18 protein-coding genes are annotated in these 18,483 nt (G+C 70.8%); 2 read left to right on the top strand and 16 right to left on the bottom strand.

Annotation, left to right across the window (positions count from 1 at the left end):
• Positions 1–45 precede the first annotated feature (45 nt).
• The 15 genes from H288_RS0107625 to H288_RS0107555 all read right to left on the bottom strand — a co-directional run bounded on the left by H288_RS0107625 (position 46) and on the right by H288_RS0107555 (position 14,563).
• The gene (locus H288_RS0107625) at positions 46–297 is read right to left on the bottom strand and encodes a hypothetical protein (RefSeq protein ID WP_020091998.1); all 252 of its coding nucleotides are present in this window, start codon (positions 295–297) and stop codon (positions 46–48) included.
• A gap of 192 nt (positions 298–489) precedes the next feature.
• Positions 490–3,180 carry a pyruvate, phosphate dikinase gene (gene ppdK, locus H288_RS0107620; protein ID WP_020091997.1) on the bottom strand — a complete coding sequence of 897 codons (2,691 nt, stop codon included), beginning with the start codon at positions 3,178–3,180 and terminating at the stop codon, positions 490–492.
• A 165-nt stretch (positions 3,181–3,345) separates the two neighbouring features.
• Entirely contained in the window at positions 3,346–3,489 is a 144-nt protein-coding gene (locus H288_RS33840; protein WP_012319762.1) for a DUF3096 domain-containing protein, read from the bottom strand.
• A gap of 109 nt (positions 3,490–3,598) precedes the next feature.
• Positions 3,599–4,702 (bottom strand): photosynthetic reaction center cytochrome PufC, encoded by a 1,104-nt coding sequence (gene pufC, locus H288_RS0107610; protein WP_020091996.1) that lies wholly within the window; start codon positions 4,700–4,702, stop codon positions 3,599–3,601.
• A gap of 10 nt (positions 4,703–4,712) precedes the next feature.
• Positions 4,713–5,693, bottom strand: a complete 981-nt coding sequence (pufM, locus tag H288_RS0107605; protein ID WP_020091995.1) for a photosynthetic reaction center subunit M — start codon at positions 5,691–5,693, stop codon at positions 4,713–4,715.
• 80 nt (positions 5,694–5,773) lie between these two features.
• Positions 5,774–6,598: a photosynthetic reaction center subunit L gene (gene pufL, locus H288_RS0107600; RefSeq protein ID WP_020091994.1), complete on the bottom strand. Its 825-nt coding sequence runs from the start codon at positions 6,596–6,598 to the stop codon at positions 5,774–5,776.
• Between the two features lie 80 nt (positions 6,599–6,678).
• Positions 6,679–6,870: a light-harvesting antenna LH1, alpha subunit gene (gene pufA / locus H288_RS0107595; protein ID WP_020091993.1), complete on the bottom strand. Its 192-nt coding sequence runs from the start codon at positions 6,868–6,870 to the stop codon at positions 6,679–6,681.
• A 10-nt stretch (positions 6,871–6,880) separates the two neighbouring features.
• Positions 6,881–7,117, bottom strand: coding sequence for a light-harvesting antenna LH1, beta subunit (pufB, locus tag H288_RS0107590; protein ID WP_012319767.1), 237 nt, complete (start codon positions 7,115–7,117; stop codon positions 6,881–6,883).
• Between the two features lie 127 nt (positions 7,118–7,244).
• Positions 7,245–7,466, bottom strand: a complete 222-nt coding sequence (locus H288_RS0107585) for a hypothetical protein (protein ID WP_026604760.1) — start codon at positions 7,464–7,466, stop codon at positions 7,245–7,247.
• Between the two features lie 35 nt (positions 7,467–7,501).
• Entirely contained in the window at positions 7,502–8,968 is a 1,467-nt protein-coding gene (gene bchZ / locus H288_RS0107580) for a chlorophyllide a reductase subunit Z (RefSeq protein WP_020091991.1), read from the bottom strand.
• Positions 8,968–10,497, bottom strand: coding sequence for a chlorophyllide a reductase subunit Y (gene bchY / locus H288_RS0107575; RefSeq protein ID WP_020091990.1), 1,530 nt, complete (start codon positions 10,495–10,497; stop codon positions 8,968–8,970). Before bchY ends, bchZ begins: the two co-directional genes overlap by 1 nt.
• Before the next feature lie 5 nt (positions 10,498–10,502).
• A complete protein-coding gene (locus H288_RS0107570; protein ID WP_020091989.1) occupies positions 10,503–11,507 on the bottom strand; it encodes a chlorophyllide a reductase iron protein subunit X in 1,005 nt (334 codons plus the stop codon).
• Positions 11,504–12,442: a chlorophyll synthesis pathway protein BchC gene (bchC, locus tag H288_RS0107565; protein ID WP_020091988.1), complete on the bottom strand. Its 939-nt coding sequence runs from the start codon at positions 12,440–12,442 to the stop codon at positions 11,504–11,506. The genes H288_RS0107570 and bchC overlap by 4 nt, the downstream gene beginning before the upstream one ends.
• Positions 12,443–12,536: 94 nt before the next feature.
• Positions 12,537–13,664: a methyltransferase gene (locus H288_RS0107560; protein ID WP_020091987.1), complete on the bottom strand. Its 1,128-nt coding sequence runs from the start codon at positions 13,662–13,664 to the stop codon at positions 12,537–12,539.
• Positions 13,665–13,693: 29 nt separating this feature from the next.
• On the bottom strand, positions 13,694–14,563 hold the full coding sequence (locus tag H288_RS0107555; RefSeq protein ID WP_020091986.1) for a polyprenyl synthetase family protein: 870 nt from the start codon (positions 14,561–14,563) through the stop codon (positions 13,694–13,696).
• Positions 14,564–14,669: 106 nt separating this feature from the next.
• On the opposite strand from H288_RS0107555, the gene crtD reads away from it, so the two are divergent.
• The gene (gene crtD, locus H288_RS0107550) at positions 14,670–16,205 is read left to right on the top strand and encodes a 1-hydroxycarotenoid 3,4-desaturase CrtD (RefSeq protein ID WP_043712296.1); all 1,536 of its coding nucleotides are present in this window, start codon (positions 14,670–14,672) and stop codon (positions 16,203–16,205) included.
• Positions 16,202–17,062 carry a carotenoid 1,2-hydratase gene (locus tag H288_RS0107545; RefSeq protein WP_020091984.1) on the top strand — a complete coding sequence of 287 codons (861 nt, stop codon included), beginning with the start codon at positions 16,202–16,204 and terminating at the stop codon, positions 17,060–17,062. The genes crtD and H288_RS0107545 overlap by 4 nt, the downstream gene beginning before the upstream one ends.
• On the opposite strand, the gene H288_RS0107540 is transcribed toward H288_RS0107545, so the two are convergent.
• Positions 17,022–18,350, bottom strand: coding sequence for a glycosyltransferase family 87 protein (locus H288_RS0107540; RefSeq protein WP_020091983.1), 1,329 nt, complete (start codon positions 18,348–18,350; stop codon positions 17,022–17,024). The two genes, H288_RS0107545 and H288_RS0107540, sit on opposite strands and share 41 nt — an antisense overlap.
• Positions 18,351–18,483: the final 133 nt, after the last annotated feature.

Here is an 18,483-nt window from a genome sequence, read left to right as displayed (position 1 = left end):
CGCAGTGGGCCGGGCCACCCGGGGCGGTCGACGCCGGATACCCGCTCAGCGCAGAGGCTTGGACAGGTTGACCGCCAGCGCGCCGACCAGCGTGGTCGCGTAGCTGTCTTCCTGCGTCGCCGAGATGCGCTCCGCCTCGCTGCCGCTGTTGGCCGCGACCGACATCATCAGCATCACGGCCGTGACGACACCGCCGAGACCGGCGACGAGAGCGAGGTAGGCGCGAACGGCGACGCTCGGGACAGCCGCGACCGCTTCGGTCTCGGCGAGGCACAGCGGCGATGGGCTGTGGGACATGGTGGCGGCCGCTTCTGACGGGCGATGCTGAACCCGACGCGGGCCGATTAGGCGCACGTCGGGCGTACCCGTTCAATCGAAGAACGCCTCAAAAAGAGGCGAGTTCGACCGAAAGGCGAATTTTTCCACTGATCCTCATACGGAAGGTTGATAGCCGAAAGGGGGACGTGCTCGGCGTCCCCCGGACCGGTCTCAGCCTTCCTTGCCGGCGACCTTGCCGAGCGCCGCCTGGGCGGCCGCCAGCCGGGCAATCGGCACCCGGTAGGGCGAGCAGGACACGTAATCGAGTCCCACCTCCTGGCAGAAGCCGACCGAGGCGGGATCGCCGCCGTGCTCGCCGCAGATGCCGAGCTTGATGTCCGGCCGGGTCTTGCGGCCGCGCTCGACGCCGATGCGCACCAGCTCGCCCACGCCTTCCTGGTCGATCGTGATGAACGGGTCGGCCGGCAGGATGCCCTTCTGGGTGTAGGGGCCCAGGAAGGTGGCGGCGTCGTCGCGGGAGATGCCCAGCGCCGTCTGGGTGAGGTCGTTGGTGCCGAAGGAGAAGAACTCCGCGGTCTCGGCGATCTCGTTGGCCTTGAGGGCCGCGCGCGGCAGCTCGATCATCGTGCCGACCTGATAGTCGAGGGTCGCGCCCTTCTCCTCGGCCACGGCCTTCGCCATGGCGTCGATGCGGGCCTTCACGATGTCGAACTCGGCGCGGGTGAAGACCAGCGGCACCATCACCTCGGGCGTCACCGCCTTGCCGGTATCGGCGGCCGCCTGGACCGCGGCCTCGAAGATCGCGCGGGCCTGCATCTCGGCGATCTCCGGGAAGGCGATCGCGAGGCGGCAGCCGCGGAAGCCGAGCATCGGGTTGTGCTCGGACAGCTCGCGCGTCCGGTGCCGGATCTTCTCCTCGGAGACGCCCGTCGCCTTCACGACCTCGGCGACCTCGGCGTCGGTGTGCGGCAGGAACTCGTGGAGCGGCGGGTCGAGGAGGCGGATCGTGACCGGCAGGCCGGACATGATCGTGAACAGCTCGAGGAAGTCCTGCCGCTGGTAGGGCAGGATCTTCGCCAGCGCCGTCCGTCGGCCCTCGGCGTCGTCGGCGAGGATCATCTCGCGGACCGCGATGATGCGGTCACCCTCGAAGAACATGTGCTCGGTGCGGCAGAGGCCGATGCCCTCGGCGCCGAAATTGCGCGCGGTCCGGGCGTCGGTCGGCGTGTCGGCGTTGGCGCGGACCTTCATGCCGCGGATCGCGTCGGCCCACTCCATCAGCGTGGCGAAGTCGCCCGACAGCTCGGGCTCCAGCATCTTCACCTCGCCCTGGATCACCTGGCCCGTGGACCCGTCGATGGTGATCCGGTCGCCGGCCTTCAGCGTCGTGCCGCCGACCGTCAGGGTCTGCGCCTTGTAGTCGATCCGGATCGAGCCGACGCCGGAGACGCAGGGCTTGCCCATGCCGCGGGCCACCACGGCGGCGTGGCTGGTCATGCCGCCGCGGGTGGTGAGGATGCCCTCGGCGGCGTGCATGCCGTGGATGTCCTCGGGCGAGGTCTCGATCCGGACGAGGATGCACTTGCGCTCGGCCTTGCGGTGCGCCTCCGCGTCCTCGGAATTGAATACGATCTCGCCGGTCGCCGCGCCGGGCGAGGCCGGCAGGCCGGAGGCGATCACCCTGCGGTCGGCCTTCGGGTCGATGGTCGGGTGCAGGAGTTGGTCGAGGGCGCCGGGCTCGACGCGGCCGATCGCCTCCTCGCGGGAGATCAGCCCCTCGCCCGCCAGATCAACGGCGATGCGCAGGGCGGCCTTGGCCGTGCGCTTGCCGTTGCGGGTCTGGAGCATCCAGAGCTTCCCCTTCTCGATGGTGAATTCCATGTCCTGCATGTCGCGGTAGTGCGACTCCAGGATCCCGTAGATCCGGGTCAGCTCCGCGAAGCTCTCGGGCATGGCCTTCTCCATGGAAGGCTTGTCGCTCTCCGCCTCTTCCCGCGCCTTCTCGGTGATGTTCTGCGGGGTGCGGATGCCCGCCACGACATCCTCGCCCTGCGCGTTGATCAGGAACTCGCCGTAGAGCGCCTTCTCACCGGTGGAGGGGTTGCGGGTGAAGGCGACGCCGGTGGCCGACGTGTCGCCCATGTTGCCGAACACCATGGCCTGCACGTTGACGGCCGTGCCCCAGCTCTCCGGGATGTTGTTCAGCTCCCGGTACTTCTTCGCGCGGGGGATCATCCACGAATTGAACACGGCGCCGATCGCGCCCCAGAGCTGGTCGTCCGCGCCCTGCGGGAAGTCCGAGCCGTGCTCGTCGCGCACGATGCTCTTGTAGGTCTGGATGAGGGTCTTCCAGTCGCCGGCGCCGAGCTCGGTGTCTAGGTCGAAGCCCTTGCCCTCCTTGTACTGCTCCAGCGCCTCCTCGAAGGCGTGGTGCTCAACGCCGAGCACCACGTTCGAGTACATCGTGATGAAACGGCGGTACGAATCGTAGGCGAAACGCTCGTCGTCGGCCTCCTTGGCGAGGGCCAGGACGGTCTCGTCGTTGAGGCCGAGATTGAGGACCGTGTCCATCATGCCGGGCATCGAGGCGCGCGCACCCGAGCGGACCGACACGAGCAGCGGGTTCGTCGCGTCGCCGAACTTGCGGCCGGTGAGCTTGCCCACCTGGGCGAGCGCTTCCGCGACCTGATCCTTGAGTTCCGGCGGATAGGATTTGCCGTGATCGTAGAAGTAGGTGCAGACCTCGGTGGTGATCGTGAAGCCCGGCGGGACCGGCAGGCCCAGGTTGGACATCTCGGCGAGATTGGCGCCCTTGCCGCCGAGCAGGTCGCGCATCTGCGACTTGCCCTCCGCCTTGCCGTCGCCGAAGGCATAGACCCACTTCGCGCTGCCGGTCGCCATGTCGATCCCGTCCGTATCTGGTGCCCGGCGCCGGCCGAGCTGATGGGCGGGGTTGGACCATCCCGCAGCGCAACGCAAGATGAACGCGCGATGGCCCTGTGCGTGCGCGACTGACGGCTCGAGCGGTCTGTCAGGTCCGCGCCGTCGCGGCGCGGGCGCGGCCCGTCAATGCAGGATTCCGAGCCCGATCACGCCGACGACGATCAGGTAGATCGCGACGATGTAGTTGAGCAGCCGCGGCATCACCAGGATCAGGATTCCGGCGAGTATCGCGATCAGCGGCTGGAGGTTCGAGATGGTGATGGTCACGGACGCCTCCTGAGGGCCGAGCTTGGCCGCCGGTATCGACGCCTCTACCCCACGGAGGTTCCCTGTAGCTTGGGCGGGGCGGCCGGTGGTCCGGCCGCCCCGGGGCGGATCAGGGCTTCGGCGTCGGGGTCTCGGTCCCGGGGATCGGGTCCTTGGCCTCGCCGGTCGGCAGGCTCACGGCGATCGTCGGGTGCGACAGCTCCGGATAGGGCTCGATCACGTTGGCGCCGTTGAGCGGCTTGTTGGCGCCGTTGTGACAGGTGGCGCAGTTGATCTTCGGCACGTCGCCCAGGATCCCGAGCCGGTTCCGCGGGAATGTCGATTTCAGCGGCTCCATGTAATCCTGGTTCAGGTCACGCACCATGCGGATGCCGTACCAGGCATGGACGCGGTTGGGCGTGCTGGTGTCCCACTGCGCCACCGATCGGGTGTTGTGGCAGAAGGTGCAGTTGACCCCGAGCGATTGCGACATGCTGATCATGATCGCGAAGGTCTTCTCGGCGTCCTGGATCGGCTTGCCCTTGGTCTCCGGCAGCGCCGTGGTGGCGTTGACCCGGACCGCGTCCTCCGACGTCTCCTTGTGCTGATAGAAGGCCTGATAGACGTCGTAGGGCAGCGAGGTGTTGCCGACTTCTGCGGAGGCGAGGTTCTGGCTGTTGTTGCGCGGGATGAAGCGCCCCGCCCCCTGAACCGGACGGTCGAACCAGATATTGGCCGGCACCGGATTGCCGCGGTGACAGGTGTAGCAGGTCACGCCCGCTTGATGGACGTGGTTCTCTTTCCAGGACGAGTTGATGTACTGGGTCATCTGGAGCATCCGCCGGGCGACGCGCTTCTGGTAGAGCTCGTCGGACGCCATGTTCTCGGTGCTGTGGCAGTAGGTGCAGCCCTGCTGCGGGGCCACCCACTCGGTGATCGACACCATCAGCCGGTTGAACTGCTCGGCCGAAAGATCGCCCAGAACCTGGACGTTCTGGTAGACGGCCGAGGCCTTGTCGCCGCCCGCATCGGCCGGATCGGCCGGGGTCGGGGCGACGTTCGCGGCGGCCAGCGCCTCGTTGCCGGCGCGGGTGCGGATCAGGTCCATGCCCGTCCCGCGGAAGCCGGTCTGCTTGTTCGCCATCGGCGGGTGGGTCCAGCCGGCGCCGCCGAACATCGCGATGGTGAGGAAGAGGGCCAGTGCGCCGCCGGCCACCGCCAGAATCGTCTTCATGACGGCCTCCTCACGGCTTCATGCCGGGTGCGAGATGGGCGGGATCCACGATCGGGCCGTAGACCTGCGGGTACGAGGGCGCGACGCCGTGCTTGACGGCCCAGAGGTACCAGTTGTCGACCACGGTCCCGGTGAGCAGGATGCCGATGCCGCCGGTCAGCGTCGTCAGCACGGCGAACCACCACGCCCAGCGATGGACCGACTCCATCGTGGCGTTGAAGCCCATGGTCCAGCGCCAGAACAGGGCGGCGCGCTCGGTGGCCGTGCCGCGGTCGACGATCTGGTCGATCTCGCGCTCCGCGCCGTAGCGCGAGCAGGCCAGGATCGTGCCCCCGTGCATCGCGAACAGCAGCGTCGACCCGTAGAGGAACGTGATCGAGAGCATGTGGAACGGGTTGTAGAAGAGGTTCCCGTAGCGGAGCGAGAAGGCCGCGGTCCAGTCGAGGTGCGGGAAGATGCCGAACGGCACGGCTTCCGACCACGAGCCCATCAGCACCGGCCGGATGAAGCCGAGGACGAGGTAGAGCCAGATCGCCGACGCGAAGGCCCACGGCACGTGCAGGCCGAGGCCGAGCGCCCGCGCCCGCTTGTAGAGATGGACCCACCACAGCAGGATCGAGGCCGTCAGGAAGAAGCCGGCGATGAGCCACCACCCGCCCTCGTTCAGGGGCGGAAGGACCTTCAGGCCGTACTTCGGGAGAGGCGGCTCGAGGGCGAGCCACGGCAATTGCCGGACGAACTGGACCGGGTCCCAGTTCACCGAGGCCCACATGTTGAGCCCGATGATCTCGAAGGCGATCACCCCGCATGTGATCGACAGGGCCGCGATGTAGCCGATGTAGATCGGCCCGACCTGGCTGTTGCCGATCAGCCCGAACAGGTAGCTGTTGAACGGCTTGCCGACCCGCTCGTCGACCGCGACCGGAACGCCCTGATCCGGCACGAGCGGGCGCACCTGAACCTGCGTGAAGATGTTCTGGTAATAGGCCATGGCCTGCCCTCCCCCGGAGTGCCGCGCGCTGAGCGGCGGCGACCCGCGTTAGTCCCCTCGTTCCGATCGCGTCCGACCCGTCACCGCCAGACCGGCAGGTTGAGCCACCAGCCCCACCATTGCGGCCAGCCCTGCGTCCAGAACGGCCCGCTGATGACGATGCAGACCGCGCTCCAGAACCCTGCAGAGAGCGCCAGGAACAGGCCGAGGCGGTGGATGCCGAGCGTGCCGATCGAGTAGCCGATCGTGTCGCGGAAGAAGGTGTCCTCGTGCTCGGGCGTCTTGACGGTCTCGCCCTTCTTCGGGTTGGTCGCCGACAGGATCAGGCCGCCGTGCATCGCCAGGGCCAGCGTCGTCGTGAAGAAGAACGTCACGGCCAGCATGTGGGCCGGATTATAGTGGAAGTGGAGATACTGGTATCCGGTGTTGGACACCCAATCGAGATGGCTGAGGATGCCGTACGGGAAGCCGTAGCCCCAGGCGCCCATCAGCAGCGGCCGGATCACCACGAGGGTGAAGTAGGCGAAGATCGCCATGCCGAAGGCCGCGGGGACGTGGTAGCCGATCCCGAGCTTGCGGCAGATCTCGACCTCGCGCAGCGCCCAGGAAACGAACGAGCCGAGCGCGCACATGGTGATGATCTGCCAGAGCCCACCATCCTTCAGCGGCGCGAGTCTCAGGCCGTAGCTGACATCGGGCGGCGCGATGTTGATCTGCCAGATGTTCCAGGTCGGTCCGATCGCGGCGCCGTAGATGACGAGCGCGGTGCCCAGCACCGTGAAGAACATACCGACGACGCCGAAGAAACCGACGAAGAACGGCCCGACCCAGAAGTCGAACAGGTCGCCTCCGAGCAAGGTGCCGCCGCGAACCCTGTATTTGCGCTCGAAGCTCAGCATCGCCATGGCGGCTGCTCCTCAGTCAGGCCGGAGAAGAAGAAGGTTGGTGGACCGCGGCCCTCGCGCGCCGCGGTCCGGACCGGCACTCAGGCCGGCATCTGCGGCAGCGCGAGCGTGATGGTGTTCTGGGCCGCCTTGTTGTTTCTCGGGCCGTCCAGCCAGTTGAACCGGTCGGTCGAGAGCAGGATGAAGTGGATCAGCAGCGCCAGGATAAAGAGGAAGGTGAACAGAGCCACCAGCGTGCGCCGCGGATCGAAGAGCAACCAAACCTTGTGCATCCGATCCTCCTCAGCCGATCATCGTGACGAGGGCGTGGGCCGCATCGCGAACGCCCTCGAGAGAGGCGTAGCCCTGCGGTCCGGGGAGCCACGGACGCCACAGCCAGACGAGGATGTGGGCGACCACGGCGATCGCCGTGAAGATGAGGAAGCTCGTCAGGAAGATCGCGTGGAACTCCTTGGCTTCCGGTTCCGTCAGCCCGGACAGGCTGCTCGGTCTTTCTGTTGTGACGGGTCCACTCGCCATCGTTCAGACCTCCGTGTGTTGGCCGCGCCTCTGGCGAGGCGCGACGGGTTCAGCCGCGATGCCTTTCGGCTGTCACGGCCCGACTTCCCCCGCGTGACCGGACGGAAGCGTCTCGCTCAGGGGCGTTTCAGCCCATGAAGGCGAAGGGGATCGCCTGAACCGCCATGGCGCGGGCCTCGCCGAAGACCGAGCGGCGCGCCGGCGCCAGGCCTGGGCGGGCCGTCTCGCGGCTGGGCCGGAACCGGTTCAGCGCCGCGGCGGCGAGGAAGAACGGGTAGGTCGCCGCCAGGATCAGCCGGAACTGAAACGCTTCCTGGTGCTGGCGGCCGGTCGGGACCATCGTTCGCATCGTCAGGTCTCCTCTGGGTGAAACGGAAAGGCGGCTCATGCGGGCACTCCTCCCGCGAGGGCGGCCCGGGCCCGCGCCACGTGGGCGGGCGCTACGGCGGCGGCCTCGGTGTCCCGGGCAGCCCGCTCGGCGGCGTCGCGCAGGCGCTTGGCCGCGGAGATCCGGGCGAGCACCGGCTGGGCCTCGACGAGGGCGTCGAGTGCCTGCCGGGCGGCCTCGTCCCACGGCAGCTCGGCGTGCCGCCGCGTGGGAGTGGCCTCGACCTTGTCCATGTCGCGGGCGAGCGGCAGGATGTGGAAGAGGGTGTCGAACAGGGCGTTGCAGACCTCCTGGACCAGGTAGGTCGCCCCGGCGTAGCCCATGAACGGCGTGCCGGTGTGCCGCCGGATGATCGCGCCGGGGAACGAGGCCGGCACGTAGGTCGCCCGGGCGCCGCACTCGGCGAGGTACATCCGCTCGTTGAACGAGCCGAACAGGACCAGCGGCGGCTTGGCCGCGACGGCGGCGCGGACGGCCGCGTTGTCGGGCTTCAGACCGGCCGAGCGCCCGAAGGCGAAGTGGCAGGGCAGGCCCATCTCGTCTTCTAGGAAGTGGCGCACGCCCCGCGCGTAGGTCTCGGTCGCGACGATGCCGAAGCTCGCGGTCCCGAAGAAGTCCTGCGTCACCGAGCGCCAGAGATCCCAGACCGGCTTGATCGTGGTGTGCCGCTCCCGCTCGATGAACGGCTCGGGATCGAGGCCCAGGATCTCGCCGAGCGAGCGCAGGAACTTGGTCGTGGACAGGATGCCGATCGGCGCCTGAAGGTACGGGCGCTCCAGATCCTCGCAGAGCAGCCGCCCGAACTCCCGGTAGAGGCAGATATTGGCGTCGGTGTTGACCAGCTTCGGCACGTCGGCGAGGTGCGCGCCGAGCGGGAAGGTGAGGTTCACCTCGGCGCCGATCCCCTCGACCAACCGCCGGATCTCGGCGAGGTCGGAGGGCATGTTGAAGGTGCCGTAGGCCGGGCCGATCAGGTTCACCCGCGGCTTCTCGCCGGGCTTCTTCTCCGGCCGGGCCGGGATGCCCTTCTTGGCGAATTTCTTGGCGCCGTATTCCTGCCAGAGCCAGCGCATGGCGCGGTCGGCGGCCTGCCACTGGTCCTCGTCGATGGTGCGCGGCAGGAAGCGCTGGAGGCCGGTGCCCTCAGGGGTCACGCCTCCGCCGATCATCTCGGCGATGGAGCCGGTGACCACGACGCTGGGCTGGCCCGGATCGAGGGTCGCGTGGGCGCGCTTCATGGCGCCCTCGGTGCCGTGCCGGCCGAGTTCCTCCTCGGCGAGCCCGGTGACCACGATCGGCAGCTCGTGCGGCGGCAGCGCGTCGGTGTAGTGCAGCACCGAGGTGACCGGCAGGTTCTCGCAGCCCACGGGGCCGTCGATGACGACCTGCAGGCCCTTGATCGCCGTGAAGACGTAGACCGCGCCCCAGTAGCCCCCGGCCCTGTCGTGATCGAGGATGAGCATCAGGCCATCTCCCCGATCGGCTTCTTCGGACCCTCGATCTTCGGTCCCTGGCGCTTCTGCGGCACCTCCTGCCAGACGCCCGCGGCGTGGCCGGTGCCGACGCCCTCGAAGAAGTCGCGCATGGCGTCGAACCGCGCCCTGTTGCCGAGGGCGGCGTTGATCACCGTGGCGAGCGACCCGGCGCCGGCCGCGCCCATCAGCGGGCGCGCCGAGATCAGGTTGGTGAAGTAGAGCGCCGGCGTGCCGCGCTCCTTGGCGCGCTGCACCACCGGCGTCGTGCCGATGGCGAGATCGGGCTTCAGCGCTTCGAAGGCGAACAGATCATCCTCGAGGGAGGCCCGGTAGCGGACCTCCGTTCCGCGAGACTCGAGCCAGTCGCGATCCGCCTCCGACCAGGGCGTGCGCGGGCAGGCGGTGCCGACATAGGGGACCTCGGCGCCGCTCTCGACGAGGAGGCGCGCCACGAGCAGCTCCGATCCCTCGTAGCCCGAGAGCGTGATCCGCCCCTTGATCGGCATCGCGCCGAGCGCGCCGCGGATACCGGGCAGGATGCGGTTCTTGGCGGCCTCGACGGTGGCGCGGGGCACGCCGCAGGCCTCGCCGATCCGGTCGAGCCAGTCGGCGGTCCCGTCGACGCCGACGGGAGCGGAGCCGACGATCGGGCGGCCGGCCGCCTCGAACTCGCGGATCGAGGCCGTGTAGAACGGGTGAATCGCCGCCACCGCCGCGCAGTCGAGGGCCGCGTAGAGCTCGCGCCATTCCCGGGTCGGCACGACCGGGCCGGCCGAGAGTCCCAGCGGCTCCAGGAGCGATCCGATCACCACCGGGTCGGCCGGGAAGACCTCGCCCAGCAGCGCGACGCTCGGGCGCTCGGAACGGCCACCGCGGGGGGCGGCGACGGGCCCCTGCTCGGCCTCCGCGCGGGCGACCTTGAGCATGGCGCCGGCGAGCACGTCCTTCGCTTCCGCGTGGGTCGGGACGCCGAAGCCCGGCACGTCGATCCCGATCACCCGGACGCCGTCGATCGCCTTCGGCAGCAGGCGCAGCGGCACACCGGAGGCCGTCGGAACGCAGAGGTTGATGACGACGACGGCGTCGTAATCCTCCGGCTTCGCAGTCGCGTGGACCGCCTCGCGGATGTCCTCGAACAGCTTGCCGGTGACGAGCGTCTCGGAGTTGAACGGCACGTAGCCGACGCTGCGCCGCGCCCCGTAGAAATGCGACGTGAAGGTCAGGCCGTACACGCAGCAGGCCGAGCCCGACAGGATCGTCGCCGTGCGGCGCATCCGCAGACCGACCCGCAGCGAGCCGAAGGCCGGGCACATGCTCTGCGGCTGGTCGTGCGGGCCCTGGGGATAATCCTCGCGCAGCTGCGCCAGGGTCTCCGACATGCCGGCGGCTTCCGCGGCCGCCACCATCGCGTCCTTACCGGCGTGGCAGCCCAGGCCGTCGCTCTGCGCCGCGGCGAGGTCGATGGTGGCCGGCGCCTTGCGGGCCCGCAGATCGGCGATGTCGAGGGAGACGGCCATGCGCGTCAGACCTCGTCGTACACGACTTCGAGGGACGGCTTGGACACGTGGGCGACGCCGCACATGTCCTCGTGGGTCGCCGGAACCAGCACGACGTCGCGGCCGGTGGTCTCGCTGGAGAACAGGCCGAGCAGCCCGTCCTGCGAGAGCGGCGTCGGGCGGTGCGGCGCGGCCTCCGCGACATTGGCGGCGAGGTCCGCGAACAGGGTGCCCCAGCGCCCGTCCGGCTTGCCGATGATCTCGTAATTCGCGCTCTTGCGGCGGATGTCCTCGTCGGCCGGGATCGAGGCCAGGACCGGGATGCCGGCCGCCTCCGCGAAGGCCTGGGCCTCGCCGGTGCCGTCGTCCTTGTTGATCACGAGTCCGCCGACGCCGACATTGCCCCCGAGCTTGCGGAAATACTCCACCGCCGAGCAGACGTTGTTGGCGACGTAGAGCGACTGCAGGTCGTTCGAGCCGACGACGATGACCTTCTGGCACATGTCCCGGGCGATCGGCAGGCCGAAGCCCCCGCAGACCACGTCGCCGAGGAAGTCGAGGAGGACGAAGTCGAAGCCCCACTCGTGGAAGCCCAGCTTCTCCAGAAGCTCGAAGCCGTGGATGATCCCGCGGCCGCCGCAGCCGCGCCCGACTTCGGGACCGCCGAGCTCCATTGCGTAGACGCCGTCGCGCTTGAAGCAGACGTCGCCGATCGCGACCGACTCGCCCGCGAGCTTCTTCCTGGTCGACGTCTCGATGATGGTCGGGCAGGCCTTGCCGCCGAAGAGGAGCGAGGTCGTATCGCTCTTCGGGTCGCAGCCGATCAGCAGGACCTTCTTGCCCTGCTGGGCCATCATGTAGCTGAGATTGGCGAGGGTGAACGACTTGCCGATGCCGCCCTTGCCGTAGATCGCGATGATCTGCGTTTCTTTCTTCGCCGGTGCGGTGGACACGGCATCGGGCTCGATCGCGGCCTCGGCGCGGAGCTGAGTCGCCTGGGACAGGGCAGCCTTGTTGAGCTGAACGTTCACGCGGCGTCCCTCCAGTCGAGGATCATCTTCAGGCAGCCCGGATCCGCGAACGCGGTGCGGTAGGCGTCCTGGGCCTGTGCCGCCGGGGCACGGTGGGTAATCAGACCGTCGAGGGAGAGCCGGCCGCTCTCGATCATCCGCGTCACCGCCACCGTGTCCTCGGGCCTGAACTCGGCCGAGATCCGGATCCGGGCCTCGCGCATGAACGCGGGCGGGAAAGCGAAGCTGAGGGGCGCCTCGTAGAACCCGGCGAGGACGATCTCGCCCCCCGGTGCGAGCCGGGCGATCAGGTCGTCGAGGCCGGCGGCGTTGCCGCTGACATCCGTGATCGTCGCGTAGTCGCGCCGGGGATCCGCGTCGGGCGCGACGACGGTGTATCCGTGCTCGCCGGCTGCGCGCACGGGGTCCGTCTCCCAGACGGTGGGCGCGGCGCCCGCAGCCAGGGTCAGCCGCGCGAGCAGCCGGCCGAGGACGCCGTGCCCGACGATGAGCGGAGCCGCGCCGAGAGCGAGGCGCCCGAGGGCGCGATGGGCAGTCGCCGCGAGGGCCAGGAGGCAGGCCTGCTCGCCGAGGGCCTCGTCCACCGGCACGAGGCGGGCGGCCGGTGCGACCAGATGGGACGCGGCGCCTCCGAACAGGCCGCGAACGGCGCCGAAGCAGCGGGCCCCCGGGACGTAGACGGTCTGGCCGACCCGGACCGAAGCGCCGGCATCCGCCTCCACGACCGTCCCGACGGATTCGTAGCCCGGCACCAGGGGGTAGCCCATGCCCGGGAAGGGCGGCATCCGCCCCGACCAGAGCAGGCGCTCGGTGCCGGTGCTGATCCCGCTCCAGGACACCGCCACGACCGCGTCCGCGTCAGTGGGCGGCGTCAGGGCCAGGCGCTGAACCGACAGGTGCTCCGGGTTTTCCAGAATGACGGCCAGAGCGTCCATGGCTGGAAGTGTCCACCCTTTGCGTTGCGACTCTCTCTGGTGCGAAGCCGCTATGTGTCATCCTAGATAGACACAGGTCAGCGTCAAGTCACACTTACTTGGCTGGGCCTGTTTTTTGAGCTCTCAGCACCCGCGCGAGCAGGGGGCGACGTGTCGGATGCTCGTGCGTGGCGGTGAAACCTGCGGCCGCGAGCATCGCGCGCAGCTCCTCGGCCCGGCGCGGCCGGCCGGAGCCCATCGCCAGGAGGTAGAAGCCGAAATAGGCGTCGCCGACCGGCTCCGCGCCGGGCGTCCCGGCCATCGGCTCCGCGATGAGCAGCGTGCCGCCCGGCGGCAGCGCCGCGTAGGCCGCCCGCAGCAGTGCCTGGGCCGGCGCGTCGTCGTGATCGTGGACGATCCGCACCAGGGTGATCGTGTCGGCGCCCGCGGGCAGCCCGCCGTGGAAGTCGCCTCCGCGGCAGGCGATCCTGTCGCCGAGGCCCGATTGGTCGAGGCGCGCTCGGGCGCGGTCGGCGACGGCCGGCAGGTCGAACAGGGTCATGCGGGGGCCGGCGTGCCGCGCCGCCACGGCCTGCAGGAAGGCGCCCTCGCCGCCGCCGACATCCATGAGGTGCCGGACGCGCGACAGGTCGCAGGCGTCGAGCACATCCTCGGCGATCAGCGCCTGCGAGGCACCCATCAGGCCGCTGTAGGGAGCCACCGTGCGCGCGTCGCCCGTCGCCCCGGCCGCGTAGGGCCAGTAGCCCGCGAGGCGGGTCGGCTGGGCCTGTCCGCGCAGCAGGGCGACCGGATCCGCGAGATCCGCGTAGAGCAGCGCGTGATGCTCGATCATGGCGGCGATGCCGGGATTGCCGACCAGGGCCGCGCCCAGGTCGGCAATCCCGAATCGGTCATTCGACAGGGCGCGCAGCAGACCGAGGGACTCGGCGGCGCGCAGCAGGCGTCGTGCCGCGTCGGGCGTGAGGTCGAGCCGCCGCGCCAGCGCGTCGACCGTCTGCGGGCCATCCGCGAGGATCGCGAACAGGTCGAGGCGGATGCAGGCGGTCAGGACCTGCGCGTAGACGAAGCCGGCACAGAGGTCGAACAGCGCGCGCGTGTTGCGCTGCGCGATGCGGCGCGTCAGCGGAAAACCCGCCGCCCAGCGCTGGAACCGGGGGCTGGCGACGAGGCGGTTGCGCCACGCGAGCCACCTGTCCGCCCACGCGGGCGGAACGGGCGGCACCGTGCCGGTTCCGGGGAGCGATCCGGCGCTCAGACCGCCACCGCGCGCAGGCTCGCGGGCAGGAACAGCCGCGCCTGCGCCTCGATCTCGGCGGTGAGCGCGGCCACGCCCGGACAGGGCGGGATCGCCGCGATCGCCTCGCGGGTCAGCCGGGACAAGCGCTCCATCGCGCCGCCGGTACCCAGCAGGGCGGCGGCGTTGGGGCGGCCCAGCGTCGCGTCGCGCCCGGCGGGCTTGCCGATCTCCTCCTGCCGGCAGGCGACGTCGCGCAGGTCGTCGGCGACCTGATAGGCCTCGCCGAGGCACTCGCCGAGGCGGCGCCAGGGTTCAGGCTCCGCCCCCGCCGCCGCGGCACCGGCCACGGTGGCGGCGGCGAACAGGGCGCCCGTCTTCGCCTGCTGATAGTCGCTGAGGCTGATATGCGCCTCCGATTCCCAGGCCTGCCCGGCCGCGATGCCGGACGGCGACCCCGCGGCGCGGCCGAGGAGTCCGACGAGGCGCCCGAGGCGCGCCGGATAAGGCCCGACGGACCGCGCGAGGGTCTCGAAGGCGAGGACGATCAGGGCGTCGCCGGTCAGGACTGCGATCGGCTCGCCGAAGGCGACGTGGACGGAGGGCTTCTGCCGCCGCATCGGCGCATCGTCGAAGCACGGCAGGTCGTCGTGGACCAGCGAGGCGCAGTGCAGGAGCTCGATAGAGGCGGCGGCCGCCACGGACCCCGCCGGGTCGTCGTCGCCGCAGGCGCGGGCCACCGAGAGGCACAGGCGCGGCCGGATCCGATGGCCGCCGGGAAACACCGCGTAGCGGAGAGCCTCCGCCAGAAGGGGCGGGGCGCCGGGCGCCTCCGCGTGCGCAACGGCGCGATCCAGCGCCATCTCGATCCGCCGACCGGACTCCATATCGTTGCCTCCCGTGTTGTATGCGGTTGTCAGCAACAGGTGTCATTTCTTATTGACACTTTGCGGAGGGGAGATCAATCCCGTGGTGGGGGAGTTCGGAGCGGCCGTGGCGCAGGAGCGCGTCGTCGTGATCGGTGCCGGGATCGGTGGCCTCGCCGCCGCCCTGCGGCTCGCCCATGCCGGCTTCGAGACGACAATCCTCGAGCGCGCGCCGCAGCCCGGCGGGAAGATGCGCGCCGTCCCGGTCGGGGACCGCGCCGTCGAGGCCGGTCCGACCGTCTTCACGATGCGCTGGGTTCTCGAGGAGCTGTTCGCCGACTGCGGGGCGGATCTCGGCGACCGGGTCGCCCTGTCACCGGCAAGGCTCCTCGCCCGTCACGCCTGGAGCCGGGACGAGCGTCTCGACCTCTTCGCCGATATCGACGCGTCGGCGGACGCGATCGCGGCCTTCGCGGGACCGCGCGAGGCGGACGGCTACCGGCGCTTCTGCGCCCGCTCGGCCGAGGTCTACCGCACCCTCGAAGGGCCCTTCATCCGCGAGGGCCGGACGGGTCCCGCCGGCCTCGCGCAGCGGGTCGGGCTCTCGGGCCTCGGCGATCTCTGGCGAATCCAGCCCTTCACGACGCTCTGGTCGGCGCTGGGGGCGTACTTTCGCGACCCGCGGCTGCTCCAGCTGTTCGGCCGCTACGCCACCTATTGCGGCGCCTCGCCCTTCACGGCACCGGCGACGCTGATGCTCGTCGCCCACGTGGAGCAGGCCGGCGTCTGGACCGTCGCGGGAGGGCTCAGCGGCCTCGCGCGGGCGGTGGCCGATCTGGCGGCGGAGCGCGGCGCGACCTTCCGGTACGGCGCGGAGGTCGCGCAAATCCTCGCGGACGGCGGCCGCGTCACCGGCGTGCGCCTGAGCGACGGCACGACCGTGGCCGCCGACTACGTCGTCTGCAACGCGGACTGCGCGGCCCTGGGGGCGGGGCTGCTCGGGCCCGATGCGGCCGCCGCCGGCGAGCGGCTCGCGCCCGGCGAGCGCTCGCTCTCCGCGGTCACGCTCTGCGCGGAGGCGGTGCCGGCGGGTTTCCCGCTGGCGCACCACACGGTGTTCTTCTCGCGCGACTACCGGGCCGAGTTCGACGCGCTCCTGCGCGCCCGCCGCCTGCCCGACGACCCGACCGTCTACGTCTGTGCCCAGGACCGGGACGCGGCGGGCGCCGCGCCGCGGGGGCCAGAACGCCTGCTCCTGCTCGTCAACGCTCCGGCGGATGGCCGGGAGCGCCCCCTTCAGCCGCCGGAGATCGAGAGATGCGAGAGGAACCTGATCCGCCGGCTGGAGGCCTGCGGGCTCACCCTGGACTTCACGTCGTCGGCGGTCACGACGACGCCGCGGGACTTCGACGCCCTCTTCCCCGGGACGGGCGGAGCCCTCTACGGTCGGGCGGCACAGGGATGGGCGACGACCTTCAAGCGCGCGGGCGCGCGGACGGCGGTGCCGGGCCTCTATCTCGCGGGGGGCTCGATCCATCCCGGCCCGGGCGTGCCGATGGCGGCGCAGTCGGGGCGGCTGGCAGCGGCAGCGATCCTGGACGACCGCGATTCGATGGCGCGGTCGCGCGGGGCGGCTACGCGTGGTGGTACGTCGATGCGGTGAGCGACGACGGCCGCCAGGGCCTCACGATCATCGCGTTCATCGGCAGCGTGTTCTCGCCCTACTACGCCTGGAGCGCCGAGAAGGACCCCTTCGCCCACTGCGCCATGAACGTGGTGCTCTACGGCGACCGCGGCCGCTTCGCCATGACCGAGCGCCGCGCAACCAGCCTGTCGCGCAGCGCCGACCACATCGCCGTCGGACCCAGCGCCATGCACTGGGACGGCACGGCGCTGACGGTGCGGATCGACGAGCGCGGCGCGCCCCTGCCCCGGAGGATCCGCGGCACCGTGCGTCTCGAGCCGCGCGGGTTCACGGGCGGCCCGTTCCATCTCGACCGGGCCGGGCGCCACCGCTGGTGGCCGATGTCGCCGTCCTCGCGGGTCGAGGTCGATTTCGACGCGCCGGACCTTCGCTGGAGCGGGAGCGGCTACTTCGACACCAACGACGGCGACGAACCGCTGGAGGCCGCCTTCTCGCGGTGGACATGGTGCCGGGCTGACCTGCCGGACGGCGCGGCGATCCTCTACGACGTCCATCACCGCGACGGCGGTGGCCAGAACCTGTCGCTCCGGTTCTCCGCGGACGGCAGCCGCCGCGAGATCCGGCCGCCGCCCGGCGCGGCGCTCCCGGCGACGCGCTTCTGGCGGATGCCGCGCGAGACCCGCAGCGACGGCGGCCGCTCGCGGGTGCTCGCGACCTACGAGGACACGCCGTTCTACGCCCGCTCGCTGCTCGCCTCGACTCTGGGCGGCGAGCCGGTCCGGGCCGTGCACGAGAGCCTGTCGCTCGACCGGTTCCGCAACCCGATGGTGCGACTCATGCTGCCCTTCCGGATCCCGCGGCCGCTGGCTCCGTGAGGGCCTCGGCGCCCCCCGTCCCGGATCGCCGTCGGCTCGGGGTGACGCTTTGCGGCATGACGCGCCCCGCGATGCAGGCGAAGGTCGCCATGCTCAGCACGAGGCCGAGGGGGAAGCCGGTCAGCGCGGCCGCCTCCCGGACGACCGCGAAGAGCGGCACCGCGCATAGCAGGGCCCGCTCGCGCGGCCGCAGGCCGCCCGCGCGGTGCGCGGCGAGCGCCAGGAGGAGCACGGCCGGCACGAGGGGCGCCAGGTCGTAGACTGGGAGGTACGGTGACAGCAGCGGCGCGGAGACGAGGAGCGCGGCCGCGCGCAGCGTCGGGTCTGTGGGCCGGGACCAGGCGCGGCAGGCGAGGCCGAGCGCCAGTACGGCGACGAGACCCTGCGCCGTCCAGGCGGCGGCCATCGAGCCGTCGAGCAGGCGCACCGCGCCGAACGCGCTGGCGTTGAGGTTGAGGCTCGCCGCCGCGTTCTGCAGGATGATCCGGTTCGTGTCCCCGAGCGTGCCGAGGAAGCCGGTCCAGGGCGCCGTCCCGAACAGCGCCAGCGACGCGAGGCAGAGGGCCAGCACCGTCGACGCGCAGGCGGCCAGGCATGCGCGCCGTCCCGTCACGAGCAGGAGCAGGGGGGCGAGCGCCGCGAAGTGCGGCTTGTAGGCCAGCAGGCCGAAGCAGAGCCCGGCGAGCCTCGGTCGGCGATCGACGAGCACCGCGCCGAGGGTGAGCAGCGACGCGGTGAACAGGCCGTTCTGGCCGTAGACGAGGTTGCAGAGCACGAGCGGGTGCGCGAGCGCGACGAGGGCCGCGTCCCGCCGGCCGGCCGCGACCCGCATCGCGAGCGCGAACAGGGCGAGGGAGAGCGCGGTCCACAGCAGGTAGGCCGGCTGCAGATCCAGCAGTGCCATCGCGGCCGCCGGCAGGAGGAACACCGGGGGATAGTGCCACGCGAACCGGCACGCCTGCCCGCAGGCCGCCTTCAGGTTCGCCAGGTGCACCGGCAGGTCGTAGGGGTCCGCCCCCCGCCCCTCCAGCGCCGAGCGGCCCGCCACCCAGACCTGGACGAAGTCGTTGCCGAGGGGGTCGCCGTACCAGTTGCGCCGCGGGTCCGGGCCGGTCCCGTAGACGAGGAGGACCATGGCGAGGCCGAGCGGCAGCAGCACCCAGGCCGCCCGCCTGCCGAAGGCGAACAGCCGGTCATCGCTGCTCAGGAGATGCGCGAGATCCGACCGGAGCGCGGCGGCGCGTGCTGTCGGTGAGCCCGGCACGCGGGTCTCGATGGGCGCTGGCATGACGGAGGATTTCCGCGTCCGGATTCCGCAGCAGCCTAGGCGCGCGCGGTTCCGGGCCCGTTAACAGGGGTGTTTGCGGCCCGGCCCGGCTTGTGCAAGAGGGCGGCGGCTGCGATCCTCGCGCCGTCAAACC

It is taken from the genome of Methylobacterium sp. 285MFTsu5.1 (assembly GCF_000383455.1).
Lineage (GTDB): Bacteria > Pseudomonadota > Alphaproteobacteria > Rhizobiales > Beijerinckiaceae > Methylobacterium.
This window is presented reverse-complemented; position numbering and strand designations above follow the sequence as displayed.

Bases quoted from the DNA above. Each gene is read 5' to 3' on its own strand.
- H288_RS0107625 (WP_020091998.1), bottom strand. From the start codon at position 297: ATGTCCCACAGCCCATCGCCGCTGTGCCTCGCCGAGACCGAAGCGGTC.
- ppdK (WP_020091997.1), bottom strand. From the start codon at position 3,180: ATGGCGACCGGCAGCGCGAAGTGGGTCTATGCCTTCGGCGACGGCAAG.
- pufC (WP_020091996.1), bottom strand. From the start codon at position 4,702: ATGAAGACGATTCTGGCGGTGGCCGGCGGCGCACTGGCCCTCTTCCTC.
- pufM (WP_020091995.1), bottom strand. From the start codon at position 5,693: ATGGCCTATTACCAGAACATCTTCACGCAGGTTCAGGTGCGCCCGCTC.
- pufL (WP_020091994.1), bottom strand. From the start codon at position 6,598: ATGGCGATGCTGAGCTTCGAGCGCAAATACAGGGTTCGCGGCGGCACC.
- pufA (WP_020091993.1), bottom strand. From the start codon at position 6,870: ATGCACAAGGTTTGGTTGCTCTTCGATCCGCGGCGCACGCTGGTGGCT.
- pufB (WP_012319767.1), bottom strand. From the start codon at position 7,117: ATGGCGAGTGGACCCGTCACAACAGAAAGACCGAGCAGCCTGTCCGGG.
- H288_RS0107585 (WP_026604760.1), bottom strand. From the start codon at position 7,466: ATGCGAACGATGGTCCCGACCGGCCGCCAGCACCAGGAAGCGTTTCAG.
- bchZ (WP_020091991.1), bottom strand. From the start codon at position 8,968: ATGCTCATCCTCGATCACGACAGGGCCGGGGGCTACTGGGGCGCGGTC.
- bchY (WP_020091990.1), bottom strand. From the start codon at position 10,497: ATGGCCGTCTCCCTCGACATCGCCGATCTGCGGGCCCGCAAGGCGCCG.
- bchC (WP_020091988.1), bottom strand. From the start codon at position 12,442: ATGGACGCTCTGGCCGTCATTCTGGAAAACCCGGAGCACCTGTCGGTT.
- H288_RS0107555 (WP_020091986.1), bottom strand. From the start codon at position 14,563: ATGGAGTCCGGTCGGCGGATCGAGATGGCGCTGGATCGCGCCGTTGCG.
- H288_RS0107540 (WP_020091983.1), bottom strand. From the start codon at position 18,350: ATGCCAGCGCCCATCGAGACCCGCGTGCCGGGCTCACCGACAGCACGC.